The sequence below is a fragment of the Paraburkholderia xenovorans genome, assembly GCF_046030735.1.
In the GTDB taxonomy this organism is placed as follows: domain Bacteria; phylum Pseudomonadota; class Gammaproteobacteria; order Burkholderiales; family Burkholderiaceae; genus Paraburkholderia; species Paraburkholderia xenovorans_A.
Genome location: NZ_JAQQBV010000054.1, coordinates 1 through 17,591 on the forward strand (window position 1 = coordinate 1; position 17,591 = coordinate 17,591).

Annotated in this window: 16 protein-coding genes; 6 read left to right on the plus strand and 10 right to left on the minus strand. The window is 61.6% G+C overall.

All coding sequences use genetic code 11. The annotated features are described in order from the left end of the window. Window positions 1-108: 108 nt before the first annotated feature. Window positions 109-1,647, minus strand: coding sequence for a CoA-acylating methylmalonate-semialdehyde dehydrogenase (locus PQQ51_RS31940; RefSeq protein WP_408501193.1), 1,539 nt, complete (start codon window positions 1,645-1,647; stop codon window positions 109-111). Between the two features lie 131 nt (window positions 1,648-1,778). Between PQQ51_RS31940 and PQQ51_RS31945 the strand changes: the two genes are divergently transcribed. Together PQQ51_RS31945 and PQQ51_RS31950 are read left to right on the plus strand one after the other, a co-directional pair. Then, a complete protein-coding gene (locus PQQ51_RS31945; protein ID WP_408501194.1) occupies window positions 1,779-2,678 on the plus strand; it encodes a LysR family transcriptional regulator in 900 nt (299 codons plus the stop codon). A gap of 225 nt (window positions 2,679-2,903) precedes the next feature. Beyond that, window positions 2,904-3,449, plus strand: a complete 546-nt coding sequence (locus PQQ51_RS31950) for a class IV adenylate cyclase (protein ID WP_408501195.1) — start codon at window positions 2,904-2,906, stop codon at window positions 3,447-3,449. A 27-nt stretch (window positions 3,450-3,476) separates the two neighbouring features. On the opposite strand, the gene PQQ51_RS31955 is transcribed toward PQQ51_RS31950, so the two are convergent. Then, on the minus strand, window positions 3,477-3,968 hold the full coding sequence (locus PQQ51_RS31955) for an Lrp/AsnC family transcriptional regulator (protein ID WP_408501196.1): 492 nt from the start codon (window positions 3,966-3,968) through the stop codon (window positions 3,477-3,479). A gap of 149 nt (window positions 3,969-4,117) precedes the next feature. Between PQQ51_RS31955 and phhA the strand changes: the two genes are divergently transcribed. Then, the gene (gene phhA / locus PQQ51_RS31960; RefSeq protein ID WP_408501197.1) at window positions 4,118-5,008 is read left to right on the plus strand and encodes a phenylalanine 4-monooxygenase; all 891 of its coding nucleotides are present in this window, start codon (window positions 4,118-4,120) and stop codon (window positions 5,006-5,008) included. 97 nt (window positions 5,009-5,105) lie between these two features. Further along, complete coding sequence (locus PQQ51_RS31965; RefSeq protein ID WP_408501217.1) at window positions 5,106-5,414, plus strand: 4a-hydroxytetrahydrobiopterin dehydratase; 309 nt, start codon at window positions 5,106-5,108, stop codon at window positions 5,412-5,414. Window positions 5,415-5,509: 95 nt separating this feature from the next. Here PQQ51_RS31965 and PQQ51_RS31970 read toward each other — a convergent pair whose 3' ends face one another. Next, a complete protein-coding gene (locus tag PQQ51_RS31970) occupies window positions 5,510-5,734 on the minus strand; it encodes a DUF3717 domain-containing protein (RefSeq protein ID WP_408501198.1) in 225 nt (74 codons plus the stop codon). 162 nt (window positions 5,735-5,896) lie between these two features. Here PQQ51_RS31970 and PQQ51_RS31975 point away from each other — a divergent pair, with 162 nt between their 5' ends. After that, entirely contained in the window at window positions 5,897-6,583 is a 687-nt protein-coding gene (locus tag PQQ51_RS31975) for a response regulator (protein WP_013590077.1), read from the plus strand. A 143-nt stretch (window positions 6,584-6,726) separates the two neighbouring features. Beyond that, window positions 6,727-8,229, plus strand: a complete 1,503-nt coding sequence (locus tag PQQ51_RS31980) for a sensor histidine kinase (protein WP_408501199.1) — start codon at window positions 6,727-6,729, stop codon at window positions 8,227-8,229. Between the two features lie 52 nt (window positions 8,230-8,281). Here PQQ51_RS31980 and PQQ51_RS31985 read toward each other — a convergent pair whose 3' ends face one another. The 7 genes from PQQ51_RS31985 to mnmC form a co-directional block, all read right to left on the minus strand. Beyond that, window positions 8,282-8,794 carry an SET domain-containing protein gene (locus PQQ51_RS31985; RefSeq protein WP_408501200.1) on the minus strand — a complete coding sequence of 171 codons (513 nt, stop codon included), beginning with the start codon at window positions 8,792-8,794 and terminating at the stop codon, window positions 8,282-8,284. Between the two features lie 221 nt (window positions 8,795-9,015). After that, window positions 9,016-10,128 (minus strand): NADH:flavin oxidoreductase/NADH oxidase, encoded by a 1,113-nt coding sequence (locus PQQ51_RS31990; protein WP_408501201.1) that lies wholly within the window; start codon window positions 10,126-10,128, stop codon window positions 9,016-9,018. 82 nt (window positions 10,129-10,210) lie between these two features. Then, the gene (locus PQQ51_RS31995; protein WP_408501202.1) at window positions 10,211-10,924 is read right to left on the minus strand and encodes a glutamine amidotransferase; all 714 of its coding nucleotides are present in this window, start codon (window positions 10,922-10,924) and stop codon (window positions 10,211-10,213) included. 126 nt (window positions 10,925-11,050) lie between these two features. Further along, entirely contained in the window at window positions 11,051-11,689 is a 639-nt protein-coding gene (locus PQQ51_RS32000) for a MarR family winged helix-turn-helix transcriptional regulator (protein WP_408501203.1), read from the minus strand. Between the two features lie 569 nt (window positions 11,690-12,258). Further along, complete coding sequence (locus PQQ51_RS32005; protein WP_408501204.1) at window positions 12,259-13,374, minus strand: YbdK family carboxylate-amine ligase; 1,116 nt, start codon at window positions 13,372-13,374, stop codon at window positions 12,259-12,261. Between the two features lie 94 nt (window positions 13,375-13,468). After that, on the minus strand, window positions 13,469-14,674 hold the full coding sequence (locus PQQ51_RS32010) for a cation:proton antiporter (protein ID WP_408501205.1): 1,206 nt from the start codon (window positions 14,672-14,674) through the stop codon (window positions 13,469-13,471). Between the two features lie 866 nt (window positions 14,675-15,540). After that, on the minus strand, window positions 15,541-17,514 hold the full coding sequence (gene mnmC, locus PQQ51_RS32015; RefSeq protein ID WP_408501206.1) for a bifunctional tRNA (5-methylaminomethyl-2-thiouridine)(34)-methyltransferase MnmC2/FAD-dependent 5-carboxymethylaminomethyl-2-thiouridine(34) oxidoreductase MnmC1: 1,974 nt from the start codon (window positions 17,512-17,514) through the stop codon (window positions 15,541-15,543). Window positions 17,515-17,591 lie beyond the last annotated feature (77 nt).

The window sequence follows — 17,591 nt, forward strand, 5'->3', positions numbered from 1 at the left end:
CCGCGGCAAAGAAAGTAAGTGCCGCCCCGCACAGGGGCAACACGAATAGACCACAAAGAAAAGAAACACCCAAGCGCCGCAGGCAAACCAAACCCAAACCCAAACCCTTTATTTAGCCACCGGCATAGTAAACTCAGCCCCCTTCCCGATACTATCGGGCCACCTCTGCATGATGCTCTTATACCGGGTGTAAAACCTCACCCCTTCCTCTCCATAGGCATGATGATCCCCGAACAGGGACTTCTTCCACCCACCAAAAGAATGCCAGGCCATAGGCACAGGAATAGGCACGTTAATCCCCACCATCCCTATCTGAATCTGCCGCGAAAAGGCCCGCGCGACACCGCCATCGGAGGTAAAGAGAGAAACCCCATTAGCAAACTCGTTAGCGTTAATCAGCGCAACAGCAGAAGCAAAATCCGGCACCCGCACCACACACAACACCGGACCGAAAATCTCTTCGCGATAAATCTTCATATCGGTCGACACATCATCGAACAACGTGCCGCCAAGAAAGAACCCCTTCTCATGACCGGCCACCTGATGGTCCCGTCCATCCACCACCAGCTTCGCGCCAGCCGCAACACCCGCATCGATATACCCCACCACTTTCTCGCGATGCACCGCCGTCACCAACGGTCCCATCTCAGCGTCCGATTCCATACCGTTCAGAATCTTCAGACTCTTCACACGCGGCGTCAGTCGCTCGATCAACTCATCCGCGATATGTCCCACCGCGACCGCCACCGAAATCGCCATGCAACGCTCACCCGCCGAACCATATGCGGCACCGATCAATGCGTCGACAGCATGGTCGAGATCCGCATCCGGCATCACCACCAGATGATTCTTCGCACCACCCAAAGCCTGCACGCGCTTGCCGCGTTTCGTGCCCTCGGTGTAGATGTATTCCGCGATCGGCGTCGAACCGACAAATGACAACGCGCTCACATCAGGATGCGCAAGCAACGCATCCACCGCGACCTTGTCGCCGTGCACCACGTTGAACACGCCATCCGGCAAGCCGGCTTCCTTCAGCAATTCAGCCAGTCGATTCGATGTCGACGGATCACGCTCCGACGGCTTCAGCACAAACGTATTGCCGCACGCAATCGCCACCGGGAACATCCAGGCCGGCACCATCATCGGAAAATTGAACGGCGTAATGCCGGCAACCACGCCGAGCGGTTGACGCAGATTCCAGTTGTCGATGCCGCCGCCGATCTGATCGGTGAAATCGGTCTTCAGCAGATTCGGAATGCCGCACGCAAACTCGACGATCTCGATGCCGCGCATCACCTCGCCCTTCGCATCCGAAAACACTTTGCCGTGCTCGCGCGTGATCAACTCAGCGAGTTCGTCGTGGTGACGGTCGAGCAATTCCTTGAACTTGAACAGCACGCGCGCCCGCTTGATCGGCGCGGTTTCGCTCCATGCGGGAAACGCGGCCTTCGCGGCTGCCACCGCCGCATCCACTTCGGCGACGCTCGCCAGCGGCACGCGTGCACTCACGCTGCCGAGCGCGGGATTGAAGACGTCGCCGAAACGGCCGCTGGTGCCGTCGACTGTCTTGCCGTTGATGAAATGGGTCAGCGCATGCGCGCTCGTCTCGGTCCGGACGGTCTCGTCCTGATATGTCTCGCTCATTTTCTGTCCTTTTCCTGTGAAGTCTTCCGACCGGCGCAGCCGGGGTGACAGACCCAAGAGTACGGCGCCCGGAGACGACAAATCCAATGAGTATTGCTCAAATGGGCTATAAGCCAAGCTAATATCAGGGTATGGATCTCACTCTGCTCCGGGCATTCGTCACCGTTGCACGCGAGGGCAACCTCACGCGTGCGGCCGTGCAACTTCATCTGACCCAACCCGCCGTCAGCCTGCAAATCAAGCATTTGCAACAGACGCTCGGCGTCACGCTGTTCACGCGAACTTCGCACGGCCTTTCGTTGACGCGTGACGGTCAGGCGCTTTTGCCGCATGCCGAGCGCGCGCTCAGCGCGGCAAGCGACGTGCGGCGCGCGGCCGAGTCGCTGCGCCACGAGGTTCGCGGACGATTGCAGATCGGCACGATCCTCGACCCGGCGTTTCTGCGTCTGGGCGGCTTTCTCAAGCAACTGGTGGAGACCTGGCCGCACATCGAGACTGCGCTGCGGCACGGCATGTCGGGCTGGGTGCTCGAGCAGGTTCGCGCGGGCGAACTGGACGTCGGCTATTACATCGGCGAGCCGGCCGAGGATGAGACCCGCGACGGCCCCGCCTTCCACGCCGTCACTCTGACGCACTTCCAGTACCGCGTGCTGGCGCCGCCCGGCTGGAAAGATCGCGTGAAAGGCGCGCGCGACTGGGCGTCGCTCGCCGCGCTACCGTGGATCTGGACGCCGCCCGCCTCCGCGCACAATCGGTTGCTGTCGCGACTTTTCGCGGAAGCGGGGGTCAAACCGGTCAAGGTGGCGGAGGTGGACCAGGAGCCGTCCATGCTCGATCTGGTCAAATCGGGGGTCGGGCTGACGCTCGCCCGCGACGCCACCGCGATCGCCGAAGCGCACGCGCACGCGTTGACGATCGTCGAAGGCGTCACCGTGCCGACCCAACTGAGCTTCATCACGCTCGACGCGCGCAAGGAGGAACCGGCCATCGCCGCGGCATTGAAACTGATCGGGCAGCAATGGACGACATGAACGAAGGCTAATGCCCGTGCGCTAAACGGACGCCGCTGCGATATGAGTTCGTCTCATGACAGCGCGCTGAAACTACACCGTCACGCACTTTTTGTTAGATTGAGGGTTCGCGCACTCGCGCGGCCCGCATCGGTTTCCATTCCGCTTGACTTTGTCCTTCCCGACAGCTTCGCCCCGGCAACACCGGAAGCTGCCGACCACGCCATCCCACGACCGGAGCCTGACATGGCACGCAACATCGAAATCAAAGCCCGCGCCCAGCATTTCGAGCAACTGCGCGAGCGCGCGGCCCAACTCGCGCCGGACGCGCCGCTGATCTTTCGCCAGCAAGACTTTTTCTACGACGTGCCGCGCGGCCGCCTGAAGCTGCGTCAATTCGACGACGGCACGCCAGCCGAACTGATCTTCTATCAGCGCGACGACCGCGACGGGCCGAAAGCGTCGTACTACACGCGCAGCCCGGTGACCAACCCGGAGGCGATGCACTCGCTGCTGGCCACGGCGCTGACCACGCGCGGCATCGTTACGAAGGAACGTCATGTGTATCTGACCGGACGCACGCGGATCCATCTGGATCGCGTGGACGGTCTCGGCGACTTCGTCGAACTCGAAGTGTTGCTGGCCCAGGACGACGACGAAGAAAGCGGACACGCGGAAGCGCATGCGATGTTCGCGAGTCTCGGCGTGCCGGAATCGGATCTGGTCGCGGTGGCCTACGTCGATCTGCTCAACGCCGACAGCGCTGCGAACGAACCGAAGCAGGCGGCCTAAGCCACACCGCCGGGTGCGGCCGCCGCGTCAACCGGCGGCCGCGCCCGGCGCGAGATGACCGAGCGGCAGCGGCCCGTTGCGCTTGAACGTCGTCAGCACGATATTCGAGCGCACGCTATCCACGCCCGGCACGCGCATCAGCTTCTTCATCACGAACGTCGACAGATAATTCAGATCCGGCGCGACGATGCGCAGCAGATAATCCGCGTCGCCCACCACCGCATGACATTCGAGTACTTCGGACAGCACGTCGATCTGCTGCTGGAATTGCTCGATGATCGAATCGCCGTGATGCTTTAACTTCAAGCTCGTGAATGCCGTCACACCGAGCCCGAGCTTTTCCGGGCGTAGCACGACGCGATAGCCATCCACCACGCCCATCTGCTCGAGACGCTGCAAACGCCGCCCGATCTGCGACGGCGACAGCGGCACCTGTTCCGCCAGTTGCTGATGTGTGGCCCGGCCGAAGCGCTGCAGCACGTCGAGCAGCGCGAGATCGAAGTGATCCAGTTCTAGCATGATGGATATCCGCATCTAATCGTTATTTAATGCACGATTATTGCATATCATCCACCATAAACGCCATCATTGCGCCCATTCCGCACGCTTGCCGCACTACACTTGCATGAGCGATTCATCCAGCAATCCGTGTAGAAGGCAGCAGAATCATGTCCACCGCGAACACCGCCAAACTGAAAGAACAGTTCGACGCCGGCCTCGAAACCCGTGCCGATTTCACCATCGACCAACCGGTCGAGCGCTACGGCGCGGTCGATCACGCGGTCTGGCAGCAACTCTATGTGCGTCAAACTGCGCTGCTCAAAGGCCGTGTGTGCGACGAGTTTCTGGCGGGTGTCGAACGAATCGGCATGCCGGCCGACCGCGTGCCGTCCTTCGACGATATCAACGCGAAGCTCACGCCCGCGACCGGCTGGCAAATCGTCGCGGTGCCGGGCCTCGTGCCCGACCAGGTGTTCTTCGAGCATCTGGCGAACCGGCGCTTTCCCGTGACCTGGTGGATGCGTCGTCCAGACCAGCTCGACTATCTGCCGGAGCCCGACTGCTTTCACGATCTATTCGGCCACGTGCCGTTGTTGATCAATCCGGTATTCGCCGACTACATGCACGCGTATGGCCGCGCCGCGCTCGCCGCAAACGATGCCGGCGCGTTGCCGTTGCTCGCGCGGCTCTACTGGTACACGGTGGAATTCGGCCTGATCCGCGACGCGGCGAGCCCGAACGGCGTGAGGATCTACGGCGCGGGTATCGTCTCGAGCAAGGGCGAGACGCTGTACAGCCAGCAAAGCGCGGCGCCGAACCGGCTCGGTTTCGATCTGGAGCGCGTGATGCGCACCCGCTACCGCATCGACACGTTCCAGAAAACCTATTTCGTGATCGACGACTTCGCGCAACTGTTCAATGTCGCGCAAGCCGACTTCGCCGCGCTGCTGACGAAGCTCGTCGCCGAACCGGCATTCGCAGCGGGCGACGTGCTCGAGCGCGACTGCGTCATCACGCGCGGCTCACAGGAAGGCTGGCACACCGACGGCGACATCTGACGCAGCCCGAACGGTGGCCGCCGAAGCGGCACGCTGCGGGTATCGCGCATCCATGAAAAAATAGCTGACGTGCGCGCCCACCGGCGCGCCTGTTCAGATCGAAAGAGGCCGCACGATGATTCACAAACTCAGTTCAGAAGAACGCGCGACACAGGTTGCGCAATTGCACGGCTGGCAGGCCGTCGCGGGTCGCGATGCAATCCGGCGTGAGCTCAAATTCGCCGATTTCAACGAGGCATTCGGCTTCATGACGCGGGTCGCGATCAAGGCGCAGGAAATGGATCACCACCCTGAGTGGTTCAATGTCTACAACAAGGTGGAGATCACGCTGTCCACGCACGAAGCCAACGGCTTGACTGAGCGGGACATCAAACTGGCGCGATTCATCGACAGTATTACCGCGTAATACGAGATCAAAAGTCGCGGCTGCTCGCAGCATGTCGCGCAATTCGATACCGATGAAAGCGCATTGCAGGCAATCTTGCGTTCAAACCTTCAGTCTTATAGGCTATTCTTAAGGTGGACGTAAGAATCCCAGGCTTGCCTGGCAATCCCGTCTAAACGATCCGGCGATAGCGTGTTCTGACGCTGTACAATCATCAACGCATACGGCTTGGAGAGCGCGCTTGCCTCCTTGCACAGAACGAGTTCGTCGCCGCTCGAAGGTGAGCGGGCGCGCCAGAAGTTGATCGCGGCTTCCAGTTCGTGAATCGTTATCGCGGACATGATTTCATGATCACTGAACAGGTGCCGTCAGGCTGCTCGAAAGCGGTTCGTGGCCGGTCGAGACCAGTGTCGGGTTAGACCGCACTGCACGCTGGCTGTGTAGCAGGCGCCCCGGCGAACCGCTTGCCCAAACGCCTAACCCATTGTACTTGAGCGAAATCCATGCGACTCCTTCTGATCGAAGATGACCGTCCCATCGCACGCGGCATCCAAAGCAGTCTCGAACAAGCCGGCTTCACAGTCGACATGGTCCACGACGGCATTTTCGCCGAACAGGCCCTCACGCAAAACCGCCATGAGCTGGTGATCCTCGATCTGGGTCTGCCCGGCATCGACGGTATGACGTTGCTCTCGCGTTTCCGTCAAAGCAATCGTCATACGCCGGTGATCATCCTCACCGCGCGCGACGAATTGAACGACCGCGTGCAAGGCCTGAATTCCGGTGCCGACGACTACATGCTGAAGCCGTTCGAACCCACCGAACTCGAAGCGCGCATCCGCGCGGTGATGCGCCGCAGCGGTCCGCACGGCGATATGCCGCGTCCGGAAGTGTCGCTCGGCGGTGTGCGTCTGTCGGGTGTCGATCGCCGCATCTTCAACGACGACAAGCCGCTCGAACTGTCGCCGCGCGAATTCGCGGTGCTCGAAATGCTGCTGCTGCGTCATGGCCGTGTGGTCAGCAAGGCGCAACTGCAAGACCACCTGACGCATTTCGGCGGCGATCTCGGCGACACCGCGATCGAAGTCTACGTGCACCGGGTTCGTAAAAAGCTGGAAAACTGCCGTGTCGAGATCGTCACGGTGCGTGGCTTCGGTTACCTGTTGCAAGAAATCCGTCAGGCCGCATAATCCTCTTGAAGGCCGCGATCCACATCGCGGCCTGACGGCGCCGGGCCGGCGCCGCGCACTCGGTGCGCGATTCGCCGGCATCCGGCGGAATTTCACGGCGCTCGCGCCGTTGCTCCTTTCCCGCGTTTCCCGCGCGTTCGATCATGCCCCAGCCGGCCGCCAATAGTCTGCGCCGCACGCTGTTGCGCCGCCTCGCTGCTCCCCTTTCGCTGCTCGCGTTAATGAGCGGCCTCATCGCTTACTGGCTCGCGTGGCAATACACGCAGCACGTGGTCGATCGATCGCTCGCCGATCTCGCTACCGCGATTTCCAAACAGATCCAGATTGCCGGCCCGGACGCCAAGGTCACGGTGCCGCCGCTCGCGCAGGCGATGTTCTCGGATCCAGTCGAGCAGTTGGTCTATCGGATCAGCAATGGCGAAACGGAAATCGCCGGCGACCCCAATCTGCCGCTGCAAGGCACGAGCGTTCGGCGCATGCACTATGCGTACGTGTTCGAAACGCAGCATGAAGGCGTGACCGTGCGCGTCGCGCAGGTACGCGTCGATCAGCCGTCCGGCAATCCGGTCGTCGTCGAAGTAGGCCAGCCGGTGCATCACCGTTTTCAGATCGCCGCTGAGTTTCTGGTCGCGATCATGATGCCGCTATTGCTGTTGCTGCTGGCCGGTTGGGTCATCGTGTGGCGCGTGGTCAATCAGCAGCTCAATCCGCTCACCGATCTCGCGGACTCGCTCAACCGGCAAACGCACACATCGCTCGAACCGGTCGACGAAACCTATGTGCCCGTCGAAATCCGCCCGCTTACAGGCGCGTTGAACGCGCTGCTCGATCGTTTGAAAACCGCGCTCGACGGCCAACGCAAATTCATCGCCGATGCCGCGCATCAACTGCGCACGCCGCTCACCGCCGTCAAGCTGCACGCGGAACAGGCCGTGGTTGCGCGCGATCCGCAGCAATCGCTCGCGGCCGTGCGCGAACTGCGCGCCGCGGCCGATCGCGCGGTGCGGCTCTCGAATCAGTTGCTGTCGCTCGCACGCGCCGAGCCGGGCGAACAGGCGGCACGCTTCGTCAACGTGGACATGGCCGCGCTCGCGTTCGACACCGGCGCCGAATGGGTGCCGCGCGCGTTGACATGCCATGTCGACCTCGGCTTCCAGCGCCTCGACGATCCCGCCAACGATCATCCGCTGCTCGCGCGCGGCAATCCGGTGCTGCTGCATGAAGTGATCGCGAATCTGCTGGATAACGCGCTGAAGTACGTACCGCCGTCGCGCTATGACGGCGGCCGCATCACGGTGACGGTGTCGCAAACGATCATCGACGAAATACGGATGGCCGAGATCATCGTGGAAGACAACGGGCCGGGCGTACCGCATGCGCAGCAAGCCGACCTGTTCAAACGGTTCTTCCGCGGCGACGGTCAGAGCGACGGCGGTGTGGACAGCGGCGCCGGGCTCGGGCTCGCGATCGTTCACGACATCATGGTGCTGCATCGTGGCAGCGTGCATTACGAAGATGCACCCGACGGCGGCGCCCGCTTTATCGTGCGTATTCCGCTGGTGCCGGTCGACGTACAGACTCCCGCCGATACCCATGCGCAGCGCGCGATAAAAAAATCGGCGCTCTCGGCGCCGATCGATATCTGAGTTCGCAGTAGACAAACGGGCTGTCTTGCAACAACGCAAGACAGCCCGTTTTTTATTTCTTCTTCGCTGCCTTCGCCTTCTTCACGGCTTTGGCGGACTTGCCTGAGCCCTTCTCTTTCTCCGGCGGCGCCAGCATCGTGCCGCGGCACTTGCGCGCGCCACAACGGCATTCGTATTCCTTCTTCAGCTTCTTCGTTTGACGCGCGTCGATCACAAGGCCGTAGTCGTAAAAGACTTCTTCGCCCTCGGCGATGTCGCGCAATGCGTGAACATACACGTGACCGTCGATCTCTTCGGCTTCGCAGTTCGGCGCGCACGAATGGTTGATCCAGCGCGCGCTATTGCCGTCCACTTTGCCGTCGATCACCTTGCCGCTGTCGAGCGCGAAATAGAACGTGTGATTCGGTTCGTCCGGATTATGCGGATGACGGCGCAACGCTTCCTTCCAGGAGATCCGCTCACCCTTGTACTCGATCAGCCGCTCGCCGGCCGCAATCGGCTCGATGGCAAACACGCCTTTGCCGTGCACACCCGAACGGCGCACGGCGATCCTGCGTGAACTCATTGAATGAATCCTTGTGAAGAACGGGGGTGAAGTTCCGGCAGCCGCCAGAAATGCCCGCGTCTGACGCGCTGCTTTTTCTGACGCGGATAGCAAACGCGGCGCCTTGCGAGCGCCGCGTCGACCTGCGACGCGCATGCGCCACACATCCGGCATCCTACACGCTCAAGACTGCTTCGTTCAACCGTCAAAATGACGGGCTCACACAAGCAGCCAACGCGACTTCACCGTTGTCCGAACGAAATGTCGCCGAACAGCGCTTTCTGATCGCGCGGTTGTGAACGCCAATATTGCGGCGGCGCTTCGACCGTTGCGCCGAGCTGCGCCGCTGCGTGCCACGGCCACCGCGGGTTGTACAGCAATGCACGGGCCAACGCGATCAGATCGGCGTCGCCGGCTTCGATCAGTTGTTCAGCGTGCAGCGGATCGGTGATCAGGCCGACGCCGATGGTGGTGAGACCAGTGGCCTCCTTGACGGCCTTCGCGAACGGAATCTGATAGCCGGGTTCGAGCGGAATCTTTTGCAACGGCGAAACGCCGCCGGACGATACGTCGATCCAGTCGCAACCGCGCTTCTTCAACTCCTGCGCGAACGCGATCGTGTCTTCGAGCGTCCAGCCGCCTTCGACCCAATCGGTTGCGGACACACGCACGCCGACCGGTTTGTCGGCGGGAAACGCGGCACGCACGATATCGAAGATCTCAAGCGGGAAACGCATGCGGTTTTCGAGCGAACCGCCGTAGTCGTCGGTGCGTTGATTCGCGATCGGCGACAGGAACTGATGCAGCAGATAGCCATGCGCGGCGTGGACTTCCAGCGCGTCGATGCCGAGACGCGCGGCACGTCGCGCTGAAGCCGCAAACGCTTCGCGGATGCGGTTCAACGCAGGCACATCGAGTGCGAGCGGCGGCTCTTCGCCCGGCTTGTGCGGCAACGCCGACGGTGCATGCGGCAGCCAGCCGCCTTGCGATACCGGAATCAGTTGGCCGCCTTCCCACGGCGCGTGGCTCGACGCCTTGCGCCCGGCATGCGACAACTGCATCGCGACGCGAATCGGCGAATGCTTGCGGATCGCGGCTAGCACCGGCACCAACGCGGCTTCGGTGACGTCGTCCCACAAACCGAGATCGCCCGGCGTAATGCGGCCATCCGGTTCGACCGAGGTCGCCTCGATGCACAACAGGCCGGCACCGGACAACGCGAGACTGCCGAGGTGGATCATGTGCCACGCGGTCGCCTCGCCACGGTCGGCGGAATACTGGCACATCGGGGACACGACGATACGATTGGGAAGCGTCACGCTACGCAGCGTGAGCGGAGAGAAAAGCGCGCTCATGGATTACGCCCAGTAGAAACCCGAGAGCGATCGAGCATAGCACCGCGCTGGGTTTACTGCTGACCCGCGCGACTCGTAAGCTTCAGGGTTTCGGTTCGACCTGGTCGAGCCACTCGCCGAACATGCGGCGTGCGGCAGCTTCAAGCGTCGGACCGAACTGCGCGGTCTGCGCACGCAGCTTACGCGCATCGATACCATGACCGGCCAGTTCGCCAGCATTGCCGATCAACCACGGCTCGAAGCGATCGGTACGGATCTCCGGATGACATTGCAGGCCGAGCACGTGATCGCCCCAGGCAAACGCCTGGTTTTCACATGCTGGCGTCGAAGCGAGACGCGTGGCGTTTTGCGGAAGCTCGAAGGTGTCGCCGTGCCAATGCAGCATCGACGTCAACGCGCCGTCCAGATGACGCAGCGGAGAAGCGCGGCCCGCGTCGGTGAGCGTGAGCGGCGTCCAATCGAGTTCGGTATGGCCGGCGGGATACACGCGCGCACCGAGCGCACGCGCGATCAACTGGGCGCCGAGGCAGATGCCGAGCGTGGGTAGACCCGCTGCAATGCGCTTCTCGATCATCGCGAGCAGCGGCACGAGCGTGGGATACAGTGCGTCGTCGGTGGCGCTGATCGGGCCGCCGAGCACCACCATCAACGAAGCGGCAACCGGATCCGGCGCCTCGATACGGGCAAAGCCGACGTCGAGATAGCGGACCGGACGGCTGCGCTCGCCGAGCACCAGCTCGAGACTGCCCAGGTCTTCGAAGTGCACGTGGCGAATAGCCAGAACTTCGCGATTCATCAGCCTGTTCCACCTTCAGGTTGACTAAACACTTGCCGCTCACGGCGTCGAAAGACCCGACCGACGGCATCTACCGTCGACCGGGCCGGCTTGGCAGCCTCGCGGATTGCTGCTGAAGACGTTGCCTTATTGGGCAAAAATCTTCCAGGTCTTCTTCTGGGTGGCGACGTCCGCGGTTTCGTGAACCGAGCAATCGAGACGCAGATCCGTATCCGCCATATTCAGATCGAGCAGCGCGCAGTGATGCGGCGTCTTCTTCGGATTCTTGCTCGGTTCGAAGTGCGTGCAGCTCAGGCACATGCGGTGCGCCGGAATCGTGCCTTGCGCTTCCAGCTGATGAACGGTCTTGAGCAGCGTGCGATAGAACACCGCCTGTTCATCTTCACGCAGCGTGCCGACTGCCTTCGCGAGGAAGTCCGGCCATTGCGCGGCGCGCTTCGCAGCCGTGCGGCCACGTGCCGTCAGACGGACGGCGAGCGCGCGACCGTCGTCGAGCGCGCGGCGCTTTTCCACCAGACCCTTGGTTTCGAGCGTGCTCACCGCGTCGCTGGTGGTGGCGGCGGTCAGCGCCGTCTCACGAGCAATTTCGCCGAGACGCATCGGGCCTTTACGCTGCATCAACAGGACGAGAATTTCACCCTGAGTCGGCGTGAGGCCCGCGCCCTCCGCCCATTCCCAAGCCTGGCTTCGCATTGCCGTGCTCAGCCGCAACAGGCTGTGGGTCACTCGACCGGCTGCCTGTTCTCCGTATACGCCTTCGCTCATAGTCTTCGATTAATTTATTTACAGCTTGCGTGCGATGCCGGCAAACCGCTGACCGAACACGCCCGTAGCCTGTGTGGGGTAGCCCCGCCCAGAAACAGACGAGACGGTTTCTACTATCTCAAAAATTCACCGCCTTCCGAGTCGGAAGTTGGGCGACGAAAGTTGACATTCTATAAGAGACCGGCAAATCGTACAGCTAACTTATCCAACGCAGGTTGTGGATAACTGCGGGAAAACCGAGGGAAAACAGGGGGATGGCCTGTGCGCCAGTTCTGAATAAGCCACGCGAGCCACTCGCCCGGCCTGGAGTTGTCCTTGTTTACCAACGCCGACGAGCCCCCTATCCGTTCGGTTATGGTTTACGCACAGCGTTGACTTTTCAGGGAATTATTCAGTTGTCCACAGGCTGGCGCAATGCTTGTTAACTACTACTACGTATGTATACGTAAAGCTTTATTAAAAACCTGACGACCCTCGAGCTGGAAATGAATTGAAAAATTTGAAGACGAAAAAAAACCCGCCGCAGCGGATTTTTCCTCCCGGTCGAACGTAAGCAATCGTCCTTCAGGCTAGGATCGCCACTGCAAACATTGCTGTCTGACAGCTTCGTGCAAGGACTTTTCCTTTTCGAAGACGCCGCGCAACCACGTCGCGTCGTTGACCTGACCACGTGCGATCGCGCCGATTTCGGCCAGCGCGTTGCCCGAACCCAAGGCCTCGGCGTGCGGTGCGATCAGATCGAGTGTCTCGAGAATGTCCTCGGAAATCGTCTTGCGTTCGCTCGTTTGCGGGTTGATGCAATTGCCCGCCAGACCGAAGCGGCATGCTTCGAAGCGGTTGAACGTATAGACGAGGTAGTCGTCTTCTTTCGGCGTAATCGGTTTGTCGAGCAGCAGATGCCGTGCAAGCGTCTGGATGTAGCAGGCGATCGCCGCGGCCCGATCCACCGACAACGGCGTATCCATCACGCGCACTTCGATCGTGCCGAAACCGGGCTTCGGCCGGATGTCCCAGTAGAAGTCTTTCATGCTGTTGACGACACCCGTGTGCACCATCTTCGAGAAATATTCCTCGAAGCTGTCCCACGTCAGCACGAACGGCGCGCGGCCCGACAGAGGAAAAGCAAACACGGAATTCAGGCGTGCCGAATGAAAACCGGTGTCGACGCCCTGCACGAACGGCGACGATGCGGACAACGCGATGAAGTGCGGAATGAAACGCGACATCGAGTGCAGCAGATACAGCGCGCTATTCGGGTCCGGGCAGCCGATATGCACATGCTGGCCGAACACCGTGAATTGCTTCGCGAGATAACCATACAACTCGGAAAGATACTGAAAGCGCGGCGTATCGACGATCTGCCGCTCGCTCCACTGCTGGAACGCATGCGTGCCGCCGCCGCACAAGCCGACGTTCAGATGATCGGCGGCGCTCACCAGCGTGTCGCGAATCTTGCGCAAATCAGTGACAGCCTGCTCGTGCGACGTGCAGATACCCGTCGACAACTCGATCATGCTTTCGGTGATTTCCGGCGTGATGTTGCCGGGGATTTTTTCGTCCTTGATAAGGCGCAGCAGATCCGAGCCGGCTTTGGTCAGATCGTAGTCGTGCGTATTGACGATCTGCATCTCGAGTTCGACACCGAAGGTGAACGGTTTCGAATCGATGAAGGGTTCGAGTGACATGGCGTCCCCTGAGTCAGGTCGGCCGGCGCGTGCTGCATTTCTGCTTCACGTATCCGGCCGTTTTGGAATCGGATAGGTTGAGTCGGGCGCGGGCTTATTCTTCGCGCCGTTCGGCCACCATCGCAAGGCTGCGATACACGAGCCACGGCCCGAGAATCTGCAGCACGAAAATCGAACACATCACGATGGCGCGCAGTTGCGGATCGAAATTCGGATAGAGGTTGTAAGTGTCGTCGACGAGCAGATAGGCGAGCGCGGACATTGGCGATAACGACAAACCGAGCGCCATCCCCTGCTTCCAGTTCAGGCCGCTCGGCTTCGCAAACGCCATCACGCCGACCAGCTTCGCGATCAGACGCGCAACGATCAAACCCAGCGCCGCGACGCCGCCGAGTGCAATGTCCTTCCATTCGAACGAAGTCAACGTCAGCACGAACAGAATCACCGTCAACAGCCAGCCTGCCGTGCCGAAATGCTGCGGCCACAACTGCGGCCGCGCCTCGTGATTTTTCACGATGATGCCGGCGGCCAGCAAAGCGAGAATCGTCGACAGCTTGAACAGATGCGCGATCGCGATAGCCAGCAACACGAGACCGAACAGCGCGACAAACGAGTGTTCGTCCTGCATGTTCAGACGGCGATAGAAAAACGTGCAGGTTCGCGCGAGCAGATACGCGAGGACGAGCGACCCGACCAGCAGATAAAGCGGTTGCAGAATCGTCGCGAAAACGTTGCCGTAGACCTCCTGATGCAACCAGCTCGATACGAGTTTTTCGATCACGACCGCGTACATGCTGTTCAGCGCGGTGAGGGTCAACAGACGCTGCGTGACCTGGCCTTCCGCGCGCAACTCGGTTTTCAGCTGGATCACCATGGCCGGCGACGTCGCCATCGCGATTGCAGCGAGCACCGTAGCGACCATCAGCGGCACGTTCAGGAACAGCAGAACCGGCAGGACGAGCGCGAAAGTGAGCGTGGCTTCAGCGACGCTCGACAGAATCAGCCACGGATTGCGGCGGATCCAGCGCAAATCGAGCCGGCTGCCGAGTTCGAATAGCAACAGCCCGAGCGCGACATCGAGCAACGGACGCGCGGCGCTCGCGGAATCCGCGTCGATCACGCCAAAACCCGCTGCGCCGGCGACCAGCCCGATCACCGCATAACCGGAAATGCGCGGCAGACGCCACGCGCGGTAGCAGAGTTCCCCGCACAAACCGGCCGCGAGCAGTGCTAGACCAGCCCAAAAAATGGCGTCAGGCGAGAGCGGCCACGCTGGAAAAAATGAAAACGCCGACTTCATCGTGGTGGGTTCTCCTTTGCAGCAACGGCGGACGACAGAGACGACACGAACCGGCGCAAACACCGGCGAACGGACAAGCGCGTGAGGCGCTCACCGTCGCGATCGTTTCGCGTGAACCGCGTTGCGATGTTTTAACGATCGGATGATCTGAATGCGCCGTTGCCGCCTGGAGCGCGACGCATTCCGGGTACGGCCGTAGACACCGGCACCGCACGGTGAAAGAACGCCGTCGACTTTGAATCAGAGTCTGATTGAGCGGCACCGTTCCGTTGGTGCGTGTACCGCCGCTAGACGCGAGGCACGACGCGGAAAGAACGGCGATTGTGCCATAGCTTTTTCTGCCTTAAGCGAAAAGACACGAACATGCAGGTAAAACGGTAAAAACGTACGTTATCTTCGTTGGATGAGGAAAAAGCGACCGTTTTACGAGGTGAACCGGCTCCCGTGGCCCCTAGTTTGAACCACGCACATGTGCTTTTCGGGGCAACGGTCTGGAAGGTTTCGGCGAGGTTGGAAGCGGTTTTGCTGCGCCGATGAGCGTCGATCCACCTCGGGCCTTTCTGTTTACAGGTTTACTGTATGTATACGTAGTAACAGTTAACAAGCTGCCTCGGTTTCTGTGGATAACCTTGGTTTACCGAGGCAAATCATCCACTTGCGGACGGCATAACCGGATGCACAGCATGTGCGGGAGCCGCGGGTATACAAGGGTAACTTTTCGCGATTTTCGACGACGCAAGAGTTACCCCGTTTACGTCCACAGCGGTTCCACACGACTTGCGCCGGTTAACTGCCGGCTTATCCACAAGTTAGGGTGGATAACTCTGGCGCGGGTATACGTCGGTTAACGGCGGCGGTCGTGGCGGTTAACCTGCTGTGCCTTGTCGCAATGCGCGCAACAGGAAGCGGGCAGGATCGATGTCTTCGGCCAGATTGCGTTCGAGCGGCCACGGCTCGCCCTCGATCTGCGACGCGATCAACTCGGCGCCAAGCGCGGCCCACACCAGACCGCGCGATCCATACGCGAACGCGCCGTACAGGCCTTCGGTGCGCGGCAGATCCAGAGGCCATGCGCCACGCAACCGCTGGGCGTCGTGCGTCGCGGCGGCTTCGTCGGCGAAATTGCCGATCATCGGCATGCGGTCGCTGGTCACGCAGCGAAACGCGACACGTCCGGCGAGCGTCGCCGTTTGCTCTGGACCTGCGACGCCGCCGAGCGCGGGCAGCATTCGTGCGACGCGCTCCAGGTTTTCCAGATGACCGGCGGGCCGCAGTGAGGTGTCGAGGTCGTCGAGTTCGTAGGTGGCGCCGGTCAGCGTGACGCCGTCGGCGAGCGGCACCGCATAGCCTTCACCGATGACCGGCAGCGCGAGCGGCGCCACGCTGCCGGGCGGCAACAAGCTCAACTGGCCGCGAATACTGCGAGTCGGCGCATGCCGCAAACCGGCGATGCGCGCGGCGTCGTGCGCGGTCGCAACGATCACGACCGGCGCGCGCGCCACGGCCTGCCCGCTCGTATCGAAGACCGTCCATTGACCGTCCTGCCCGGACCGTTCGACTCGCGCGACGTCGACGCCGAAACGCCGCTCGAGCTGCGCTCCCGCCGCTGCGCATTGGGCGGCACACAGCGAAGCCGGGTCGATCCAGCCACCGTGGGGAAACAGCCAGCCGCCGCGCGCGAGCGGCTGGCCCGCGAGCCGTTCTGCTTCGTGCAGCGAGACCGGCGTCACGTAATCGGCGGGATAAGCGAATGCAGCGATGGCTTCGCTCATCGAGCGCGCTTCGTCGTCGTCCGCGGGGATCTGCAGCAGGCCCGGCACACCGCGCAGCGGCCGATGACCGAGCTGCTCCAGCGCTGCCCAGCGCCTCAACGTATAGAGAAAGCCCGCGCGCGTGATGCGCGACGCGACGCTGTCGTCGCGCGAGATCATCGGGTGGAATACGCCGGCAGGATTGCCCGACGCGTCCTGCGCGACGCCTGCATGTCGTTCCAGCGACGTGATCCGCCAGCCGCGCGCGGCCAGCCGTTCGATCGCCGCGCATCCGGCAAGCCCGGTGCCGATGACGATCGCGTGTCGTTCGTCGACCGCGAGCGGCGCCGGCGGCTCATAGCGGCGTACGCGCCAGCGCGGTTCGAAGTGGCCGACCAGCATCGCCCGCTTCCAGCCGAAACCGGCGATTTTTTGGTACACAAAGCCGTTTTGCGTGAGGGCGCGCTTGATGTCGCCAGCGCTGCTGTACGTTGCGACGGTTGCGCCCTCGCCGGCCACTCTCGCGAGCGACTTGACGATTGCGGGCGTCCACAATTCCGGATTTCTGGCCGGCGCGAAGCCGTCGAGATAGAACGCGTCGGCGCGCAACCTCAATGCCGGCAAGCTTTCCGTGGCGTCGGCAAAGATTAGTGTGAGCGTGACGCGGCCGCCTTCGAATTCGAGCCGGTGCGTGCCAGGAACCAGCATCGGCCAGGCCGCAGCCAGCGTTTGTGCGAGTTCTGCAATGTGTGGATCGGAGATCGTCGCCGCGTAGACACTGCGCAAATCGGCTTGAGTAAACGGATGCTTCTCGATCGAAACGAAATGCAGACGCTCGCAGCGTGCCGGATCGGCGCGCCAGGCAGCCCACGTCACGAGGAAATTGATGCCCATGCCGAAGCCGGTTTCAAGCACGGTGAAAATGCGGCGGTTCTGCCAGCGTCCGGGCAACGCATTGCCTTGCAGAAACACGTATCGAGCCTGCTCCAGACCGCCGACGGCGCTGTGATAGATGTCGTCGTAACGAGGGGAATACGGGGTGCCGTTGTCGCGAAACGCGAGGACAGCGGGGATCAGCGGATCGGTCATGCGCAACTGAAGCGACGGAAGCGACGGAAAAATGACGCTCGCAAGAGCCGCTCTGGCGTTGTCATCCGCGCGCGCGG